The organism is Kitasatospora sp. NBC_01250, assembly GCF_036226465.1.
Taxonomy (GTDB): Bacteria; Actinomycetota; Actinomycetes; order Streptomycetales; family Streptomycetaceae; genus Kitasatospora.
In genome coordinates, this window is record NZ_CP108476.1 from 7,494,664 (window position 1) to 7,512,816 (window position 18,153).

The 18,153-nt window shown below is 72.1% G+C and carries 15 protein-coding genes and 1 riboswitch; of the genes, 12 read left to right on the forward strand and 3 right to left on the reverse strand.

What is annotated here, in order from left to right:
* The first annotated feature begins 34 nt into the window (after positions 1-34).
* The 11 genes from OG500_RS31770 (at position 35) to OG500_RS31820 (ending at position 11,493) form a co-directional block, all read left to right on the forward strand.
* A complete protein-coding gene (locus OG500_RS31770) occupies positions 35-649 on the forward strand; it encodes a CDP-alcohol phosphatidyltransferase family protein (RefSeq protein ID WP_327070273.1) in 615 nt (204 codons plus the stop codon).
* A gap of 139 nt (positions 650-788) precedes the next feature.
* Positions 789-3,284, forward strand: coding sequence for a mannose-1-phosphate guanyltransferase (locus OG500_RS31775; protein WP_327070274.1), 2,496 nt, complete (start codon positions 789-791; stop codon positions 3,282-3,284).
* 81 nt (positions 3,285-3,365) lie between these two features.
* Positions 3,366-4,379 carry a DUF881 domain-containing protein gene (locus OG500_RS31780; protein WP_442907091.1) on the forward strand — a complete coding sequence of 338 codons (1,014 nt, stop codon included), beginning with the start codon at positions 3,366-3,368 and terminating at the stop codon, positions 4,377-4,379.
* Complete coding sequence (locus OG500_RS31785) at positions 4,376-4,708, forward strand: small basic family protein (protein ID WP_327070276.1); 333 nt, start codon at positions 4,376-4,378, stop codon at positions 4,706-4,708. Before OG500_RS31780 ends, OG500_RS31785 begins: the two co-directional genes overlap by 4 nt.
* Positions 4,709-4,722: 14 nt before the next feature.
* The gene (locus OG500_RS31790) at positions 4,723-5,754 is read left to right on the forward strand and encodes a DUF881 domain-containing protein (RefSeq protein ID WP_329585060.1); all 1,032 of its coding nucleotides are present in this window, start codon (positions 4,723-4,725) and stop codon (positions 5,752-5,754) included.
* A gap of 208 nt (positions 5,755-5,962) precedes the next feature.
* Positions 5,963-6,811 carry an FHA domain-containing protein gene (locus OG500_RS31795; RefSeq protein WP_442789273.1) on the forward strand — a complete coding sequence of 283 codons (849 nt, stop codon included), beginning with the start codon at positions 5,963-5,965 and terminating at the stop codon, positions 6,809-6,811.
* Positions 6,812-6,983: 172 nt separating this feature from the next.
* A complete protein-coding gene (gene ftsR / locus OG500_RS31800) occupies positions 6,984-7,670 on the forward strand; it encodes a transcriptional regulator FtsR (RefSeq protein ID WP_327071766.1) in 687 nt (228 codons plus the stop codon).
* A gap of 96 nt (positions 7,671-7,766) precedes the next feature.
* A complete protein-coding gene (locus OG500_RS31805) occupies positions 7,767-8,240 on the forward strand; it encodes a bifunctional nuclease family protein (protein WP_327070278.1) in 474 nt (157 codons plus the stop codon).
* 254 nt (positions 8,241-8,494) lie between these two features.
* Positions 8,495-9,178: a MerR family transcriptional regulator gene (locus OG500_RS31810; protein WP_329585063.1), complete on the forward strand. Its 684-nt coding sequence runs from the start codon at positions 8,495-8,497 to the stop codon at positions 9,176-9,178.
* A 76-nt stretch (positions 9,179-9,254) separates the two neighbouring features.
* Complete coding sequence (locus OG500_RS31815; protein WP_442789274.1) at positions 9,255-9,983, forward strand: SanA/YdcF family protein; 729 nt, start codon at positions 9,255-9,257, stop codon at positions 9,981-9,983.
* 91 nt (positions 9,984-10,074) lie between these two features.
* Positions 10,075-11,493 (forward strand): DNA polymerase IV, encoded by a 1,419-nt coding sequence (locus OG500_RS31820; RefSeq protein WP_329585066.1) that lies wholly within the window; start codon positions 10,075-10,077, stop codon positions 11,491-11,493.
* Positions 11,494-11,656: 163 nt separating this feature from the next.
* Here OG500_RS31820 and OG500_RS31825 read toward each other — a convergent pair whose 3' ends face one another.
* The gene (locus OG500_RS31825; RefSeq protein WP_329585069.1) at positions 11,657-13,150 is read right to left on the reverse strand and encodes an MFS transporter; all 1,494 of its coding nucleotides are present in this window, start codon (positions 13,148-13,150) and stop codon (positions 11,657-11,659) included.
* A gap of 200 nt (positions 13,151-13,350) precedes the next feature.
* Positions 13,351-14,388, reverse strand: a complete 1,038-nt coding sequence (locus OG500_RS31830; protein ID WP_327070282.1) for a PRC and DUF2382 domain-containing protein — start codon at positions 14,386-14,388, stop codon at positions 13,351-13,353.
* Between the two features lie 173 nt (positions 14,389-14,561).
* Positions 14,562-14,667: riboswitch (glycine riboswitch) on the forward strand.
* A 232-nt stretch (positions 14,668-14,899) separates the two neighbouring features.
* On the opposite strand from OG500_RS31830, the gene gcvP reads away from it, so the two are divergent.
* Positions 14,900-17,800, forward strand: coding sequence for an aminomethyl-transferring glycine dehydrogenase (gene gcvP, locus OG500_RS31835; RefSeq protein WP_329585073.1), 2,901 nt, complete (start codon positions 14,900-14,902; stop codon positions 17,798-17,800).
* A gap of 139 nt (positions 17,801-17,939) precedes the next feature.
* Here gcvP and OG500_RS31840 read toward each other — a convergent pair whose 3' ends face one another.
* Positions 17,940-18,131, reverse strand: a complete 192-nt coding sequence (locus OG500_RS31840) for a DUF5999 family protein (RefSeq protein ID WP_327070284.1) — start codon at positions 18,129-18,131, stop codon at positions 17,940-17,942.
* Positions 18,132-18,153 lie beyond the last annotated feature (22 nt).

Sequence of the window (18,153 nt, forward strand, 5' to 3'; positions counted from 1 at the left end):
GCCCGCAACGTCACCGTACGACAGGAGGCTCCGGGTGGAGGTCCAGGAGACGCGCGTCCAGACCGACCGCGTCCTCACCATCCCCAACCTGCTCAGCATGGCGAGGCTGGTCGGGGTCCCGGTCTTCCTCTGGCTCATCCTCTGGCCCGAGTTCGGTGGGCCGAACAACGACGGCTGGGCATTGGCGATCCTGATGTTCAGCGGTGTCAGCGACTACCTGGACGGGAAGCTGGCCCGCCGCTGGGGGCAGATCAGCCGGATCGGTCAGATCCTCGATCCGCTGGCGGACCGGCTGTTCGTGCTCTCCACCCTGCTCGGGCTGACCTGGCGCGGGATCCTGCCGTGGTGGCTGACCGGCATCCTGCTGGCCCGCGACCTCTTCATCACTTGCCTGCTGCCCGTTCTCAACCGTCACGGCTACGGCCCGCTGCAGGTGAGTTTTCTGGGCAAGGCGGCCACCTTCAATCTGATGTACGGCTTCCCGCTGCTGCTGCTGGGGCAGGGCGACGGCTGGTTCCACAGCACGGCGAACGCCGTCAGCTGGGCGTTCATCTGGTGGGGCACGGTGCTGTACTGGTGGGCCGGCATCCTCTATGCGATGCAGACCCGGCAGATCGCCAGGGCGGCGACCGGAGCGACCACCCTCTGAGACACGGTGCCCGACACGCTGTAATCGTGGCGCAGTTAACCCGCGCTCCCGCGCGTCGGATCATTTTTGCCGGGTAGAGGTGTCCTGGAACGGTTTGATGGACGGCGAGTCCATTGCCGCGAAGGAGGACGCACCCGCAATGAAAGCCGTTGTGATGGCAGGAGGCGAGGGAACTCGTCTCCGCCCGATGACTTCGAGTATGCCGAAGCCGCTTCTGCCGGTGGCCAATCGCCCGATCATGGAGCACGTGCTTCGGCTGCTCAAGCGGCACGGCCTCACCGATACGGTCGTCACCGTGCAGTTCCTCGCATCGCTGGTGAAGAACTACTTCGGCGATGGCGAGGAACTCGGTATGAGCCTCAGCTATGCGAACGAGGAGATTCCGCTCGGCACCGCGGGGAGCGTCAAGAACGCCGAGGACGCACTGCGGGACGACTCCTTTCTGGTGATCTCCGGAGACGCCCTCACCGATTTTGATCTTTCCGAGCTGATCGCTTTTCACCGGAGCAAGGGCGCCCTGGTCACCGTCTGCCTCACCCGGGTCCCCGACCCATTGGAATTCGGAATCACGATCGTCGACGACGAGGGCCGGGTCGAGCGGTTCCTGGAGAAGCCCACCTGGGGGCAGGTCTTCTCGGACACGGTGAACACCGGGATCTACGTCATGGAGCCCGAGGTCTTCGACTACGTCGCGGCGGGGCAGTCGGTGGACTGGTCGAGTGACGTCTTCCCCCAGTTGCTCAAGGAGGGCAAGCCGGTCTACGGGTACGTGGCCGAGGGCTACTGGGAGGACGTCGGCACGCACGAGAGCTACGGCAAGGCGCAGGCCGACGTCCTGGAGGGCAAGGTCGACGTCGAGCTGGACGGCTTCGAGATCTCGCCGGGCGTCTGGGTCGCGGAGGGCGCCGAGGTGGATCCGGAGGCGGTCCTGCGCGGCCCGCTCTACATCGGCGACTACGCCAAGGTGGAGGCCGGTGTGGAGCTGCGCGAGCACACGGTGCTCGGCAGCAACGTGGTGGTCAAGCGTGGCGCGTTCCTGCACAAGGCCGTGATCCACGACAACGTCTACATCGGACCCCAGACCAACCTGCGCGGCTGCGTGGTCGGCAAGAACACCGATGTGATGCGCGCGGCCCGGATCGAGGACGGCGCGGTCATCGGCGACGAGTGCCTGATCGGCGAGGAGTCGATCATCGCCGGCGGGGTGCGGGTCTACCCGTTCAAGACCATCGAGGCCGGCGCCTTCGTCAACACCTCGGTGATCTGGGAGTCGCGCGGCCAGGAGCACCTGTTCGGGGCCCGCGGCGTCTCCGGCATCCTCAACGTCGAGATCACCCCGGAGCTGGCCGTGCGGCTGGCCGGCGCGTACGCGACCACCCTGAAGAAGGGCGCGACCGTCACCATCGCGCGTGACCACTCGCGTGGTGCCCGTGCGCTCAAACGGGCGATGATCTCGGCACTGCAGACCAGCGCGATCGACGTCCGGGACCTGGAGAACGTGCCGATGCCGGTGGCCCGTCAGCACACCGCGCGCGGCAGTGCCGGCGGGATCTTCCTGCGCACCACGCCCGGTGTGCCGGACTCGCTGGACATCCTGTTCTTCGACGAGCGCGGTGCCGACCTCTCGCAGGCCGGCCAGCGCAAGCTGGACCGGGTCTACGCCCGCCAGGAGTACCGCCGGGCGTTCCCGGGGGAGATCGGCGACCTGACCTTCCCGTCCAGTGTCTTCGACTCCTACGCGGGCAACCTGCTGCGGGCGATCGACACCACGGGGGTGCGCGAGGCCGGGCTCAAGGTGGTGGTGGACACCGCGCACGGCAGCGCCGGTCTGGTCCTGCCCAGCATCCTGGGCCGGCTCGGGGTGGAGGCACTGAGCGTCAGCAGCGGTCTGGACGAGGCCAGGCCCACCGAGGACGCCGAGGAGCGCAGGGCGGGCCTGGCCCGGCTCGGTGCCCTGGTGGCCTCCTCCCGGGCGGCCTTCGGGGTGCGGTTCGACCCGGTGGGCGAGCGGGTCTCCTTCGTGGACGAGCTGGGCCGGGTGATCGAGGACGACCGGGCGCTGTTGGTGCTGCTCGACCTGGTCGCCGCCGAGCGGCGCAGCGGGCAGGCCGCGCTGCCGGTGACCACCACGCGGATCGCCGAGCAGGTCGCGGCGTACCACGGCACCCAGGTCACCTGGACCAGCACCTCGCCCGACGACCTCGCCAAGGCGGCTGCCGCCGAGGGCACGATCTTCGGCGGTGACGGCCGGGGCGGCTTCGTGGTCCCCGAGTTCAGCGGGGTGCTCGACGGGGCTGCGGCGTTCGTCCGGCTGGTCGGCCTGGTGGCCCGCACCCAGCTGACGCTCAGTCAGATCGACGCGCGGATTCCGCAGGCCCACATGCAGCGCCGCGACGTGGCCACCCCGTGGGCGGCCAAGGGCATGGTGATGCGCTCGGTGGTGGAGGCGGCCGGCAACCGGCTGCTGGACACCACCGACGGTGTCCGGGTGGTCGAGCCGGACGGCCGCTGGACCCTGGTGCTGCCCGACCCGGCGGAGGCGGTCACCCACCTGTGGGCCGAGGGGCCGGACGACGAGGCGACCCAGAGCCTGCTGGAGGAGTGGGCGGCGGTGGTCGACAGCGCCGGACGCTGAGCCAGGCCTGACCGCGCGGCCCGTCACGGCCGGTCCCTGACGTCGGGGGCTGGTCGTCGCGGGCCGCGCGGTCATGGGACGATGTCCCGCATGTCAGCGACGCGGCCACCGACCAGGGGACACGGGCGGTTCTCCCGCCCTGACGCCTCGATGACGTTGCTGACCACCGTCATGGACCAGAGCCTGGACGAGGGCTACGCGGCTGCCGCCCGGGCCCGGGGCGAGGTGGGCCGCCGTCGGCTGCCCACCACCGCCAAGGGCCGGCTGGTGCTCGCGACAGGTCTGGCCCTGGCGGCCGCGGTGGTGACGGTCAGTGGGGTCAACGCGCACGAGGCCGAGCCCACCCTGGCCAAGCAGCACGACGCGCTGGTCCAGCGGGTCAACGACGGCACCGCGGCCGACGACAAGCTGCAGGCGCAGGTCGAGGCGGCGCGGACCCAGGTCGACCAGGAGCAGCGGCGCGCCCTGAAGGAGAACGGCGACGACGCCGCCCTCGCCGCGCTGACCTCCGCGGTGGGCACCGGCGCGGTCAAGGGCCCCGGTCTCAAGCTGGTCCTCGACGACGCCTCCGATACTGGCGGCGGCGGGGTCGACCCGCGCACCGCCGACAACTTCAGCGGCGAGCGGCTGCACGACCGGGACCTGCAACTGATCGTCAACGGCCTCTGGCAGGCCGGTGCGGAGGCGGTCGCGGTGAACGGACAGCGGCTCACCGCGCTCTCGGCGATCCGGGCCGCCGGTGACGCGATCCTGGTCGACAACCGGCCGCTGGTGCCGCCGTACACGGTGCTGGCGGTGGGCGACGAGAAGCGGCTGCCGGGCGCCTTCCAGGACAGCATGGGCGGTCAGTACCTCCGGCTTTTGGAGGACAGCTACGGGATCAGGGCGACCGTCAGCCCGCAGCACTCGTTGGACCTGCCGGGTGCGGTCGGCTTCACGCTGCGGCTCGCCACACCCGACGAGGGTTCGGCCGCTCCCGCACCGGTGTCCTCCGCAGGCCCGGCACCCGCTCCCGCCGGGAGTCCGGCAGCCAAGCCCTCTTCCACAGCCTCCATAGGCCCCTCGCCTTCAACGACAGGAGCATCCAAGCCGTGATCGCCGTACTGGGCCTGGTGGCCGGGGTCGTCGCCGGACTCTTCGTGCAGCCCTCGGTGCCGGCCGCCGTGGTCCCGTACCTGCCGATCGCGGTGGTGGCCGCGCTGGACGCCGTCTTCGGCGGGGTGCGGGCGATGCTGGACGGGATCTTCGACGACAAGGTCTTCGTGGTCTCCTTCCTGTCCAACGTGGTGGTGGCCGCGCTGATCGTCTTCCTCGGCGACCAACTGGGCGTGGGGTCGCAGCTGTCCACCGGCGTGGTCGTGGTGCTGGGCATCCGGATCTTCTCGAACGCGGCCGCCATTCGGCGCCATGTGTTCCGGGCCTGAGGCCGGGGCGAGACGTGACACAGGACGAGACTGCGGACGAACCGCGCGAGCCGGGGGAGCGCCACGCGACGGCGCCCGAGACCGGCGCGCCCCCGATCGACGCACCTGACGGCGGCGAACCCGACACCGACGAGCCGGTCGGCGACGACCCCGGCACGGACGAACTCAGCACGGAGGACCCCGGCACGGACGAACTCAGCACGGAGGACCCCGGCACGGACGGACTCGGCACGGACGAACCCGCCGAGGAGCAGGCCCCGGCTGCGGAGGGCGTCGCCGGGGACGAGAGGGCCGACGAGTCGTCCGCCCCCGCGCGGCCCCCGCTCGACGGCCGCGGACGCCTGCGCAAGGCCCTGTGGCCGCCGCGCCTGTCCCGTGGCCAGCTGGTGGTGGCCCTGCTGCTCTTCGCGCTGGGCCTGGGCCTGGCGATCCAGGTGCGCAGCACCAACGACCACAGCGCGCTGCGCGGCGCCCGTCAGGAGGACCTGGTCCGGATCCTGGACGAACTGGACAGCCGTCAGCAGCGTCTGCAACAGGAGAAGGGTCAACTGGACCAGTCCCTGACCCAGTTGGAGAACAGCTCGAACCAGGCCAAGGAGGCGCAGGAGCAGACCCGGCAGAAGGCGCTGGAGCTGGGCGTGCTGGCCGGCACGGTCAAGGCCAGCGGACCGGGGATCGTACTGACTGTCGATGACCCCCAGGGGCAGGTCAAGGCAGATATGCTGCTGGACACCCTGCAGGAACTCCGAGCTGCGGGGGCGGAGGCGATTCAGATCAACGATGTCCGAGTGGTGGCGCACACCTACTTCACCGACCTGCCCTCGGGCGGGGTGGCGATCGACGGGAAGAAGGTCGCGCAGCCGTACCGCTTCACGGTGATCGGCAGTCCGCAGGACCTGACGCCCGCTCTGAACATTCCGGGCGGCATCGTCCGTACTTTGGAGAAGGAGCAGGTGGGTACCAACATCTCGGAGCAGCAGAAGCTGACGGTGGACGCACTGGCCGCACCCGGATCGGCGCAGTTCGCCAAGCCGGCGGCGAAGTGAGGAACCATCCGATTCGCCTGACGCCCCGTCGGCTGGACCACTTCCCACCTGCGCGACTGAGCGCCCCCCGGTGCAGACCACCGGAACGGCGTCGGTCAGACTGTGCTGTACCACTCCCGAAGCCCCGGCCGAACGCCGGGCTCGCCGCCTGTCCGAGGTTCTCACCCTGCCCCGCGGGCGGGTCTGTTTCACGCAAGGGGATTCGCCCGTGAGTTTTTTCTCGAAGCTGTTCGGCCGCTCCAACCGCCGTCGCGCGGCGGTGGAAATGCCCACCGCGCGCCATCGGCGCGAGGAGGACGAGGCGGGCCAGGTCCCCGGGATGCGTGGCGCCCCGCAGGACGGCTACCAGCCGGCCGGTGAGCGCCCGCTCTTCCGCGACGCGGGCTACGGCGCGTCGGTTGACCCTTCGGGCGGCCCGCGCATAGGTTTCCCGTCAGGACCCTCAACCTCTGGTGGAGGGTTTGCCCCGGAGTCCTATGCCGGGCATGTCCCAGGGGGAGTACCGCGCCAGGAGGCTGCGAACATGACCGGCCCGATCGTCTGTCCCCGGTGCGGCAACCAGAACCCGGCCACCGCCAGGTTCTGCAACAACTGCGGCAGCCCGCTGCGCGGTGGTGCGCCGGAGATGCCGGCCGAGACCACCTCGACCATCTCGATCTCCGGCCTGGAGTCCTACGACCCCACGGCCACCGGCACCGGGGCCACCCCGGCGCTCTCGGCCGAGGTGCTGGCCGCGATCGACGCGCTGCCCCCGGGCTCCGCGCTGCTGATCGTCCAGCGCGGTCCGAACTCCGGCAGCCGCTTCCTGCTGGACGCGGACGTCACCACCGCCGGTCGGCACCCGCAGGGCGACATCTTCCTCGACGACGTCACCGTCTCGCGCCGGCACGTGGAGTTCCGCCGTCGCCCGGGTGGTTTCAGCGTCGCGGACGTCGGCAGCCTGAACGGGACGTACGTCAACCGTGAGCGGATCGACGAGGTCGGTCTGAACAACGGTGACGAGGTGCAGATCGGCAAGTACCGCCTGGTGTTCTTCGCGGGACCTCAGCGGTACTGAGGCACCGGGGGCGCCGGCGGGGCACGGGGCTGGGGCACGGGCGGACGGCGGGGGGATTCGGCACCACGACGGCGGCAGGAGAGCGCGAGTGACCTCGAATCAGACCGTGACCCCCCAGCGTCGCCCCGGCGGCCTCGTGCCCCGGGCGGCCGAACCACGCGGCGGCGAGCTGCTGAGCATCGGCGCGGTGCTCGCCTTCCTGCGCGAGGACTTCCCGGAAGTCACCATCTCCAAGATCCGCTTCCTGGAGGCGGAGGGCCTGGTCGAGCCGCAGCGCACGCCCTCGGGCTACCGCAAGTTCGGCCCCTCCGACGTCGAGCGGCTGGCCTACGTGCTGCGCATGCAGCGCGACCACTACCTGCCGCTGCGGGTGATCCGCGAGCACCTGGACGCGATCGAGCGCGGGGAGGCGCCGCCGGCCCTGCCGGCGGCGGACGCCCGCCCCGGCCCGCTGGAGGAGGCCGACCGCGAGCTGGTCGCAGCCGCGGGCCCGAGCTCGGGCGTGCGGCTGGGCCGGGCCGAGCTGCTGGCCGCCGCCGGGGCCGAGGAGCGGGACCTGGCCGCCTGGGAGTCCTACGGCCTGGTGGTGGCCGGACCGGACGGCGGGTACGACGCCGACACCCTGCAGATCGCCCGTCTGGTGGCAGAGCTCGGCCGGTTCGGTCTCGAACCGCGCCACCTGCGCCAGGTGAAGGCCGCTGCCGAGCGGGAGATCGCGCTGGTGGACCAGGTGGTCGCCCCGTTGCGACGCCACCGCAACCCGCAGACCAGGGCACACGCCGAGACCACCGCCCGCGAGCTGGCCACCCTGGCCGTGCGGCTGCACGCCACCATGGTCCAGGCCGGGCTGCGGCCCTAGGTGTTCTGACCCGCGAGGTCGGGTCGGGTGCGGCGCGCCCGTGCGCGGGGACCGGCCGCGCTTTCATATCTCGGAGCGGGGCCATAGGGTTGCCTTGTGAATGAGCTCGACGTCGTAGGTGTCCGGGTGGAGATGCCCTCCAACCAGCCGATCGTCCTGCTGCGCGAAGTGGGGGGTGATCGGTACTTGCCGATTTGGATCGGCCCAGGCGAGGCGACCGCGATCGCCTTCGCCCAGCAGGGCATGACGCCTGTGCGACCGCTGACCCACGACCTGTTCAAGGACGTGCTGGAGGCGCTGGGCCAGCAGCTCACCGAGGTGCGGATCACCGACCTGCGCGAGGGCGTCTTCTACGCCGAGCTGGTCTTCACCGGTGGTGTGGAGGTCAGTGCCCGGCCCTCCGACGCGATAGCGCTGGCGCTGCGCACCGGCACCCCGATCTTCGGTGCCGAGGAGGTGCTGGCAGAGGCCGGCATCGCGATCCCGGACGAGCAGGAGGACGAGGTCGAGAAGTTCCGCGAGTTCCTCGACCAGGTCTCGCCGGAGGACTTCGGCGGCAGCGCCCAGTAGCCGCGGATCCGGTCGGCGAGCGGCCCGCAGCGGGTCGCGCGGTCCGGCGTCCGAGCGGGAGTCGATCAGCTGTTTTGCCAAAGTGTTCGGTCGTACCCACACTGGGGGCACGCGAAACCACTCTCCGGAGTGATTCGGTTTCGCCAACCCGGCGTGGCGATCGTTGACGCGTCTTGGACGACTGCCTACCGTCAGGGGTGGCCGCCGGGTTGACCTGAACCGGGCGCCCGGCGCACGAGTGGACGGAGGTTGGCATGAGCAGCAGCGGCGACGAGGCGGCCCTGGGAGGCCCGTGCGCCCTCCATCCGCCACGTGGCAACCGGGCGATGATCGGCCGTTCCTGGGAGGCTCCGGCGGTCGAGACCATCGCCGACCTGCCCAGAGTCGGCCGCTTCCCCGCGGTCCAGCCCGGCCAACCGGCCGTCGAGCGGATCACCCCGGCCCCCGGGACGCTGGCCTATCGCGGGCCGACGGCCTGTGCGGCGGCGGGCATCACCTACCGTCAGCTCGACTACTGGGCCAGGACCGGCCTGCTCGAGCCGAGCGTGCGGGCCTCGTACCCGACCGGTGCGCAGCGGCTCTACAGCTTCCGGGACATCCTGATCCTCAAGATCGTCAAGCGGCTGCTGGACGCCGGCGTATCGCTGCAGAACATCCGGGTGGCCGTCACCCATCTGCAGTGCGCCGAGGTGGCCGCGCTCTCCGGGTTGACCCTGATGAGCGACGGGGCGACGGTCTACGAGTGCACCTCGCCGCAGCAGGTGGTCGACCTGCTGAAGGGCGGTCAGGGGATGTTCGGCATCGCGGTGGGTGCGGTGGCGCAGGAGCTGGAGGGCACCCTGTCCCGGCTGCACGCCGAGCGCACCGACACCGGCGAGACGTTGCTCGGACACGACCCGGCCGACGAACTGGCCCAGCGGCGCAACCGCGCGGTCTGAGCCCTGCACTGGCGGCCGTGACAGCGGGCGCCCCGCCGCGGAACCATCCGGGATCGGCCACTCGTCCGCGCTGGTGATGGATCATGGGTCGACCAGGGGCGGACTGATCGTGCGGGTGCGGATACGAGTGAGCGGGCTGCTGCGGGGGCGTCGGCGGCAGCGGCGGATCTTCCAGGGCCTGGTGCTGCTCGGCGCGGCCGCGCTGCTGCCCAGCGCCTGGCTGTTCTGCTCGCAGGACTCCCGGATCCGCACCGTGGCCGACGTGCCGGCCGAGCCGGTCGCGGTGGTCTTCGGCGCCGGGGTGGTGAACGGGCAGCCCTCGGACTACCTGGCGCACCGGCTGGACGCCGCCCTGCAGCTCTACCGGGCGCACAAGGTCCAGGCGATCCTGGTCACCGGGGACAACAGCCGGCCCGACTACAACGAGCCCGGCACGATGTACGACTACCTGGTCGCGCACGGGGTGCCGGCGGTGCGGGTGGTGCGCGACTACGCGGGCTTCGACACCTGGGACTCCTGCGACCGGGCCCGGCGGATCTTCGGCGTCGACCACGCGGTGCTGGTCAGCCAGGACTACCACGTGCGCCGGGCGCTGGCGCTCTGCCGGGCGGCGGGCATCGACTCCTACGCCGTCGGGGTGCCCGAGACACGTGACGCCACCTGGTACTACGGCGGCCTGCGGGAGCTGCCCGGGGCGGACAAGGCCGCCTTCAGCGCCCTCTTCCACCCGGACCCGACGGATCTCGGGCCCAAGGACCCGGGCGTGGCGCGGGCGCTGGCGGACGCCGTGCACCCGGCGGGCTAGGACAGGCCCTGGCGAGGGCCCGGTCGGCCCGTGCCTGCCGGACCCGCTCTGTCAGCCCCGCTCTGTCAGACCACTGCGCGATGATCGACTCGTGCGGACAGTGCCGAGCATCCTCCACCTCGACATGGACGCCTTCTTCGCCTCGGTGGAGCAGGCGGCCAAGCCGAGCCTGCGCGGCAAGCCGGTGGTCGTCGGCGGCCTCGGCGGCCGCGGCGTGGTCTCCACCGCCTCCTACGAGGCACGGGTCTTCGGGGTGCACTCCGCGATGGCGATGGCCGTGGCCCGTCGGCTCTGCCCGAACGCCGCCTACCTGTGGCCGCGCTTCGTCGCCTACCGGGAGATCAGCGAGCAGGTGATGGCGATGATGCGCGAGCTGTCGCCCCTGGTCGAGCAGCTGAGCGTGGACGAGGCGTACGTGGACCTGGCCGCCGGCCCCTACGGTGCGGCGCTGGCCGCGGTGCCGCCGGGCGAGGGCACCGCGCTCGTCGAGGCGATCGCCCAGGACCTGCGGGCCGACATCCGCCGCCGCACCGGACTGACCGCCTCGATCGGCGCAGCCGGCTCGAAGCTGATGGCCAAGATCGCCTCCGAGCAGGCCAAGCCGGACGGCCTGGTGCTGGTGGCCCCCGGCCAGGAGCGGGCGGTGCTCGGTCCGATGCCGGTGCGGGCGCTGCCGGGGGTGGGCCCCGCCACCGAGCAGGCGCTGCGCCGGGCCGGGCTGCTGACCGTGGCCGAGGTGGCGGAGCAGCCGGAGGACGAGCTGGTGCGGCTGCTCGGACGGGCGCACGGGGCGGGCGTGTCGCTGATGGCGCGGGGGCTGGACGAGCGCGCCGTGGTCCCGGACCGGGACGCCAAGTCGGTCTCCGTGGAGGACACCTACGAGGTCGACCTGGCCGATCGCGACCGGGTGCTGCACGAACTGGACGTGCTGGCCGCGCGCTGCGTGCGCCGGCTGCGGGCGGCCGGCCGCTCCGGTCGGACGGTGGTGATCAAGGTGCGCCGGTTCGACTTCAGCACGCTGACCCGCTCCGAGACGCTGCGCGGACCCACCGACGACGAGCGGGTGATCGCCGCCACCGCCCGACGGCTGGCCGCCCAGGTCAACCTGACGGGCGGGATCCGGCTGCTCGGCGTCGGGGTCTCCCAGCTGGCCGAGTTCACCCAGGAGGACCTGTTCGCCCAGGCGGCGGCCGAGGCGGCCGAGGAGGCCGAAGCGCAGGCGGCGGCCGAGGCCGAGCAGGCGGACCGGACGGAGCCGGGCGAGCCCGCCACCGCCCCCACCCCGACGGCGGGGGCCGACCAGGCGCTGGGCACCCGGATCTGGATGCCGGGCCAGGACGTGCGGCACGAGGAGTTCGGCGCCGGCTGGGTGCAGGGCAGCGGGGTCGGCCGGGTCACGGTCCGCTTCGAGACGCCCGACTCGCCGCCGGGCCGGGTGCGCACCTTCCTGGTGGACGACCCGGCGCTGAGCCCGGCCGAGCCGCTGCCGCTGCGGCCGGTGGAGGAGTAGCCACCCGGCCAGGGCCGGTCGTCCCCAGGGCGCCACAGGCCGGAAAGGGCGAACGCCCCGCCCGAGAAGCTCGGGCGGGGCGTTCGACGGTCCGGCGCCACCGATCCCTGGACGGCGCCGGGCGGGCTCCCGGCGGTCGTGCACCGGCGGGAGCCCCAACGCGTCAGGCGCTGGTCTTGGTGGGCTGCGGCGCGTCGGCCGACTGGTCGACCGGGGCGGTGGCCTGCCGGGCCGTCCGGATCGCGAACGGGACCAGGGCGGCGATCAGGCAGATCACGGCGGTGATCCAGTAGGCGTGCTTGTAGGCGTCCAGGGTCGGCAGCTGCACCTTGACCATCGCCGCGATCTGCGGCGGGAACTTGATGGTGTCGCCGGTCAGGACCGCACCCAGCACGGCGGTGCCGATCGCGCCACCCACGGTGCGCAGCACCGCGTTCATGCCGTTGGCGATACCGCTCTGCTCGGCCGGGACGGCGCCGTTGATGAAGGCGGGCATGGCCGCGTAGGCCAGGCCGACGCCGAGGCCGAAGAGCCCGGCGGCGAAGTAGACGTCGCCCTCGGCGCTGTGCCGCAGGGCCAGGTAGGCCATCGAGACGGCACCGAACAGGCCGCCGAGCACCAGCGGCAGGCGCGGGCCGCTGCGGCCGATCAGCATCGCGCCGATCGGGGCGGCGACCATCGAGCCGGCCGCGGAGGGCAGCAGCAGCACACCGGCGTGCAGCACGGTGGCGGTGAAGCCGTAGTGGGCGAGCTGCGCGGGGGTCTGGGTGAAGTTGCTGATCACCAGGAAGGATCCGTACATGCCGAAGCCGATGAGCAGGCCGGAGATGTTGGTGAAGGCGACGGCCGGGCGGGCCATCATCTTCATGTCGACCAGCGGGTGCTTGACCTTGACCTCGATGATGCCCCAGATCAGCGCGACCACGGCGGCGACGGCGAACAGGCCCAGCGTCTTGGTGGAGGTCCAGCCCCACTCGTTGCCGCGGCTGACCGCGATCAGCAGGGCGGAGAGCCAGCCGGCCAGGGCGATGGCGCCCAGCGGGTCGGCGCCGCCGTTCTTGTCGGTCACCGGGTCGTTCGGCACCCGCAGGACCACCAGGGCGATGGCGACGACGGCGGCGACCAGGCCCATCCAGAAGATGGACTTGTAGTCCCAGTGCTCCAGCAGCACGCCGGTGGCGACCAGGCCGAGACCGCTGCCGACGCCCATCGAGGCACTGATCGCGGCGACGCCGCCGGTGATCTTCTCGCGCGGCAGCTCGTCGCGGACGATGCTGATCGCCAGCGGCAGCACGCCACCGCCGGCGCCCTGCAGCACGCGGGCGACGATCAGCAGGGTGAAGGAGTGGGTCGCCACCGCGAGCCCGGAGCCGAGCACCAGCCCGCCCAGCGAGATCAGCAGCATCGGCTTGCGGCCCCGCAGGTCGCCGAAGCGGCCCAGCAGCGGGGTCAGGACGGCCGCCGAGAGCAGGTTGGCGGTCATCAGCCAGGTGATGTTGGAGCCCGAGACCTTCAGCTCCAGGGCCAGCGACGGCAGGATCGGCACGACCGCGGTCTGGATGACGCTGTAGGCCAGCATCGCCAGGATCAGGGCGGGCAGTACCCGGGCACTGCTCGGTTTCGCGGCCGAGGCGGTGGGCTTGACTGCCTCACTCACGGTGGCTCCTTCAGAAACGGGCTGAGCGGCTTTCCAGCTGCTTCAAGCCAGCGATAGTCAATGAACTGAAGTAACCATGCCGAAAGTGCTTCACTCTGTCAAATATCTACCGCTGAAGCTTTGTCGAGGCCGACGGCCCGGACCCGCGCGAGCGGGTCCGGGCCGGTTCGATCGGGCCGGTTCGGCCGGGCCGCCGGGGGTCAGCCGACGAGGCCGGTGGGGGTGCCCGCCTGCTGCGGCGCGGGCATCGGGGTGTGCCCGGGCGTGGCGGCGGTGCTGTCGTGGATCTCCACCTGCTCACGGCGCAGCTCGTCGCGGATCACCTTCTCCTCGGTGTACCGCTCGACCACCAGGCGCACCCGTTCGAGCGGAGCCACGTACTTGCGCACCGTCGGACGCTCCTCGCGCAGCGTCACCTCCTCGACCGCCTCGGCGATCTCCTGCGCGGTGAGGGTGGCCCGCTCCGCATCGCTGACCGGTACCCGCTCCACCCGGACCCGTTCGCGCACCACCTCGATCCGGCGCTCCACCGGCTCGGCCACCACGTACTTGCGCAGACTGGCGGTGCCCAGCACGTGCCACTCGTTGACGATCTCCAGGCGCTCCTCGCGCAGCGTCAGCTCCACCGGCCCGGGCGGCGCGTTGGTGGCCGGGCCGTGGTCGGCGCCGGTCTTGGGCGCGGTGCGCACCGGGTCGGGGGTGGGGCTCGGCGGCGGCTCGACCGGCTTGTCCAGTCCGATGGTGGCCGGCGCCGACTGCGCGGCACCCTGGGCCCGGGGCAGCTGGGTGGTCGGCTGGCCCGCGCCCGCCTCGGCCGAGCCGTTGGTGCGGGCCGCAGCGGCTGCCACGGGGGCGGCGGCCACCCCGAAGTCCAGGTCCGGCGAGCCGTTCGTGGTGGTGGCGCGCTCGGTCGTGCGGCCGGTGCCGGGGGAGTCCAGGCCGTAGTAGCGGTAGAGCTGCAGCTCCTGGGCGGGCGAGAGGTGCTGACCGACGCCGAAGTCCGGCGACTCCTTGATCAGGGACTTGTCGTAGGGCACGCGCAGCTCCTCGCCGGAGAACTCGCTCGTGGTCAGCGGGACGAACGCGTCCCGGCCGAAGATCCCGGTGCGCACGGCGGCCCACTCGGGCTCGCCCGTGGCGTCGTCGAGGTAGACCTCGTCCACCGTGCCGATCTTGTCGCCGTTGCGGTCGACGGCCTTGTGCCCGATCAGGTCTCGGGGATCGATGTCGGTCTGCACGCTTTCCTCTTCCTCCTGTGGCTGCTGCCTGCGATTCACACCAAAAGGCACGGATCGGATGACGGCGAGCCAAGCGCCGCCGTCCGTGCGCGGACTGCGCCAAGTGGGCGAGCACATTCGCTCACCTGCACGGTCGTCCGACAGGCCCGCGCTGGTACCCTGGGCGCGACCGCCGAACCCGCTCGGGAGAGTCCCCACCCTTCGGAACAGAGGGGACTGGGGCGCCGAAGGAGCAAACCCTCCCCGGAATCTCTCAGGCATCCGTACCGTGTGGGATAGGTCACTCTGGAAAGCAGGGCAGGGCCGCGGGCGAGGGAGCCGGCGGGCACCACCCTCACCGACGGTGCAAGCCGGCGGGGCGTCAGCTCCGTGCGGGCGAAGCTCTCAGGTCCCGATGACAGAGGGGGAGGCCTGTCGGGCTCGCCCGTCCAGGTCCATCCGCTCTCCACAGCGGCGCGGGCCCGCGGCGTGCGTGCCCCCGCCGGTCCGTGACCAGGAGGCCTCGACCACCATGACTGCCCAGCCGACCGCCGGTCGCCCCCGCAGCTCCGCCACCCTCGCCGAGCTCGAAACCGCCAGCCCCTTCGAGTCCCGCCACATCGGCCCCGACGCCGCCGCCCAGGAGAAGATGCTGGCCCAGGTCGGCTACGGCTCGCTGGACGAGCTCTCCGCCGCCGCGGTCCCCGAGGCGATCCGCAGCATCACCGGCCTGGACCTGCCGGCCGGCCGCAGCGAGGCCCAGGTACTGGCCGAACTGCGCGAGCTGGCCCGGCAGAACCAGGTGCTCACCCCGATGATCGGGCTGGGCTACTACGGCACCTTCACCCCGCCGGTGATCCTGCGCAACGTCATGGAGAACCCGGCCTGGTACACCGCCTACACCCCGTACCAGCCGGAGATCTCGCAGGGCCGCCTGGAGGCGCTGCTCAACTTCCAGACCCTGGTCTCCGACCTGACCGGCCTGCCCACCTCCGGCTCCTCGCTGCTCGACGAGGGCACCGCGGCCGCCGAGGCGATGGCGCTGGCCCGCCGGGTCACCAAGGTCAAGGGCGGCGTCTTCCTGGTCGACGCCGACACCCTGCCGCAGACCCTCGCGGTGATCCGCACCCGCGCGCTGCCCACCGGCGTCGAGGTCGTCGTCGCCGACCTGTCCGAGGGCATCCCGGCCGACATCGCCGAGGGCGGCGTCTTCGGCGTGCTGCTGCAGTACCCCGGCGCCTCCGGCGCGGTGCGCGACCTGGCCGCCGTGATCGAGCAGGCGCACGGGCTCGGCGCGATCGTCGCGGTCGCCGCCGACCTGCTGGCGCTCACCCTGCTCAAGTCGCCCGGCGCGCTCGGCGCCGACATCGCCTGCGGCACCTCGCAGCGCTTCGGCGTCCCTATGGGCTTCGGCGGCCCGCACGCCGGCTACCTGTCGGTGCGCGCCGAGTACGCCCGCTCGCTGCCCGGCCGCCTGGTCGGCGTCTCGGTGGACGCCGACGGCCACCGCGCCTACCGGCTGGCGCTGCAGACCCGTGAGCAGCACATCCGCCGCGAGAAGGCCACCAGCAACATCTGCACCGCCCAGGTGCTGCTCGCCGTGATGGCCTCGATGTACGCCGTCTACCACGGCCCCGACGGCCTGGCCGACATCGCCCGCCGCACCCACCGCTACGCCGCCGCGCTGGCCGCGGGCCTGCGGGCCGGCGGCGTCGAGCTCGCCCACGAGGCGTTCTTCGACACCGTGACCGCCAAGGTCCCGGGCCGTGCCGCCGCGGTGCTCGCCACCGCGCGCGAGGCGGGCATCAACCTCTACCAGGTGGACGCCGACACCGTCTCGATCTCCTGCGACGAGACCACCACCCGCGAGCACCTGGCCGCCGTCTGGGCCGCCTTCGGCGTCGCGGGCGTGGACGCGGACTCGGTCGCCGAGACGCTCCCGGCCGACCTGCTGCGCGAGGACGAGTACCTCACCCACCCGGTCTTCCACAGCCACCGCTCGGAGACCGCGATGCTGCGCTACCTGCGCCGCCTCTCGGACCGGGACTACGCGCTGGACCGCGGCATGATCCCGCTCGGCTCCTGCACCATGAAGCTCAACGCCACCACCGAGATGGAGGCGGTCACCTGGCCGGAGTTCGGCCAGCTGCACCCCTTCGCCCCGATCGACCAGGCCCAGGGCTACCTGACCCTGATCCGCCAGCTGGAGCAGCAGCTGGTCGAGGTCACCGGCTACGACGCCGTCTCGATCCAGCCGAACGCCGGCTCCCAGGGCGAGCTGGCCGGTCTGCTCGCGGTGCGCGCCTACCACCACGCGAACGGCGACACCCAGCGCGACGTCTGCCTGATCCCGGCCTCGGCGCACGGCACCAACGCCGCCTCCGCCGTGATGGCCGGCATGCGGGTGGTCGTCGTCAAGACGCTGACCGACGGCGACGTGGACGTCGAGGACCTGAAGGCCAAGATCGAGCAGCACCGCGAGCAGCTCGCCGTGCTGATGGTCACCTACCCGTCCACCCACGGCGTCTTCGAGACCCAGATCACCGACATCTGCGCCCTGGTGCACGAGGCCGGCGGCCAGGTCTACGTGGACGGCGCCAACCTCAACGCGCTGGTCGGCCTGGCCAAGCCGGGCAAGTTCGGTGCGGACGTCTCGCACCTGAACCTGCACAAGACCTTCTGCATCCCGCACGGCGGCGGCGGCCCGGGCGTCGGCCCGGTCGCGGTGCGCGCGCACCTGGCGCCGTACCTGCCCAACCACCCGCTGCAGAGCGAGGCCGGTCCGGCCACCGGTGTCGGCCCGATCTCGGCCGCGCCCTGGGGCTCGGCGGCGATCCTGCCGATCTCCTGGGCGTACGTGCGGCTGATGGGCGGCGAGGGCCTCAAGCGCGCCACCCAGGTCGCGGTGCTGAACGCCAACTACATCGCCAAGCGGCTGGCCCCGCACTTCCCGGTGCTCTACACCGGCCCCGGCGGCCTGGTCGCGCACGAGTGCATCATCGACCTGCGCCCGCTCACCAAGGAGACGGGGGTGAGCGTGGACGACATCGCCAAGCGCCTGATCGACTACGGCTTCCACGCCCCGACCATGTCCTTCCCGGTGGCCGGCACGCTGATGATCGAGCCTACCGAGTCCGAGGACCTGCACGAGATCGACCGGTTCTGCGCCGCGATGATCGAGATCCGGGCCGAGATCGACAAGGTCGGCTCGGGCACCTGGGCCGCGGACGACAACCCGCTCCGCAACGCCCCGCACACCGCCGCCACGCTGGCCGGCGACTGGGCGCACGGCTACAGCCGCCAGGAGGCGGTCTTCCCGGCGGGCGTGAACCCGGCGGACAAGTACTGGCCGCCGGTGAGCCGGATCGACGGCGCCTACGGCGACCGGCACCTGGTCTGCTCCTGCCCGCCGCTGGACGAGTACGGCTCCTGAGCGGGATGAGCCGGCGGTCGGCCCCGGTGGGCCGGCCCCGGCCGCGCGCGTGACGAGGTCCCCTGCGGCAGGTTCCGCAGGGGACCTCGTCACGTCCGGGCCCCGGTGGGCCGGGGCCGCAACCCGTCCGGGTGGGCTGTCAGGCGGCGACCAGCCGCGAACGGTGCGGCGCGATCACCCGGCCGTCCGGCAGCAGCTCACCGGTGTCCTCGAACAGCAGGACCCCGTTGCAGAGCAGGCTCCAGCCCTGCTCGGGGTGGCGGGCGACCGGAACCGCCGCCTCACGGTCGGCCGACTCGGCCGACGGACACTCAGGTCGGTGCTGGCACATCGTTGTACCCCGCTTCACTCAC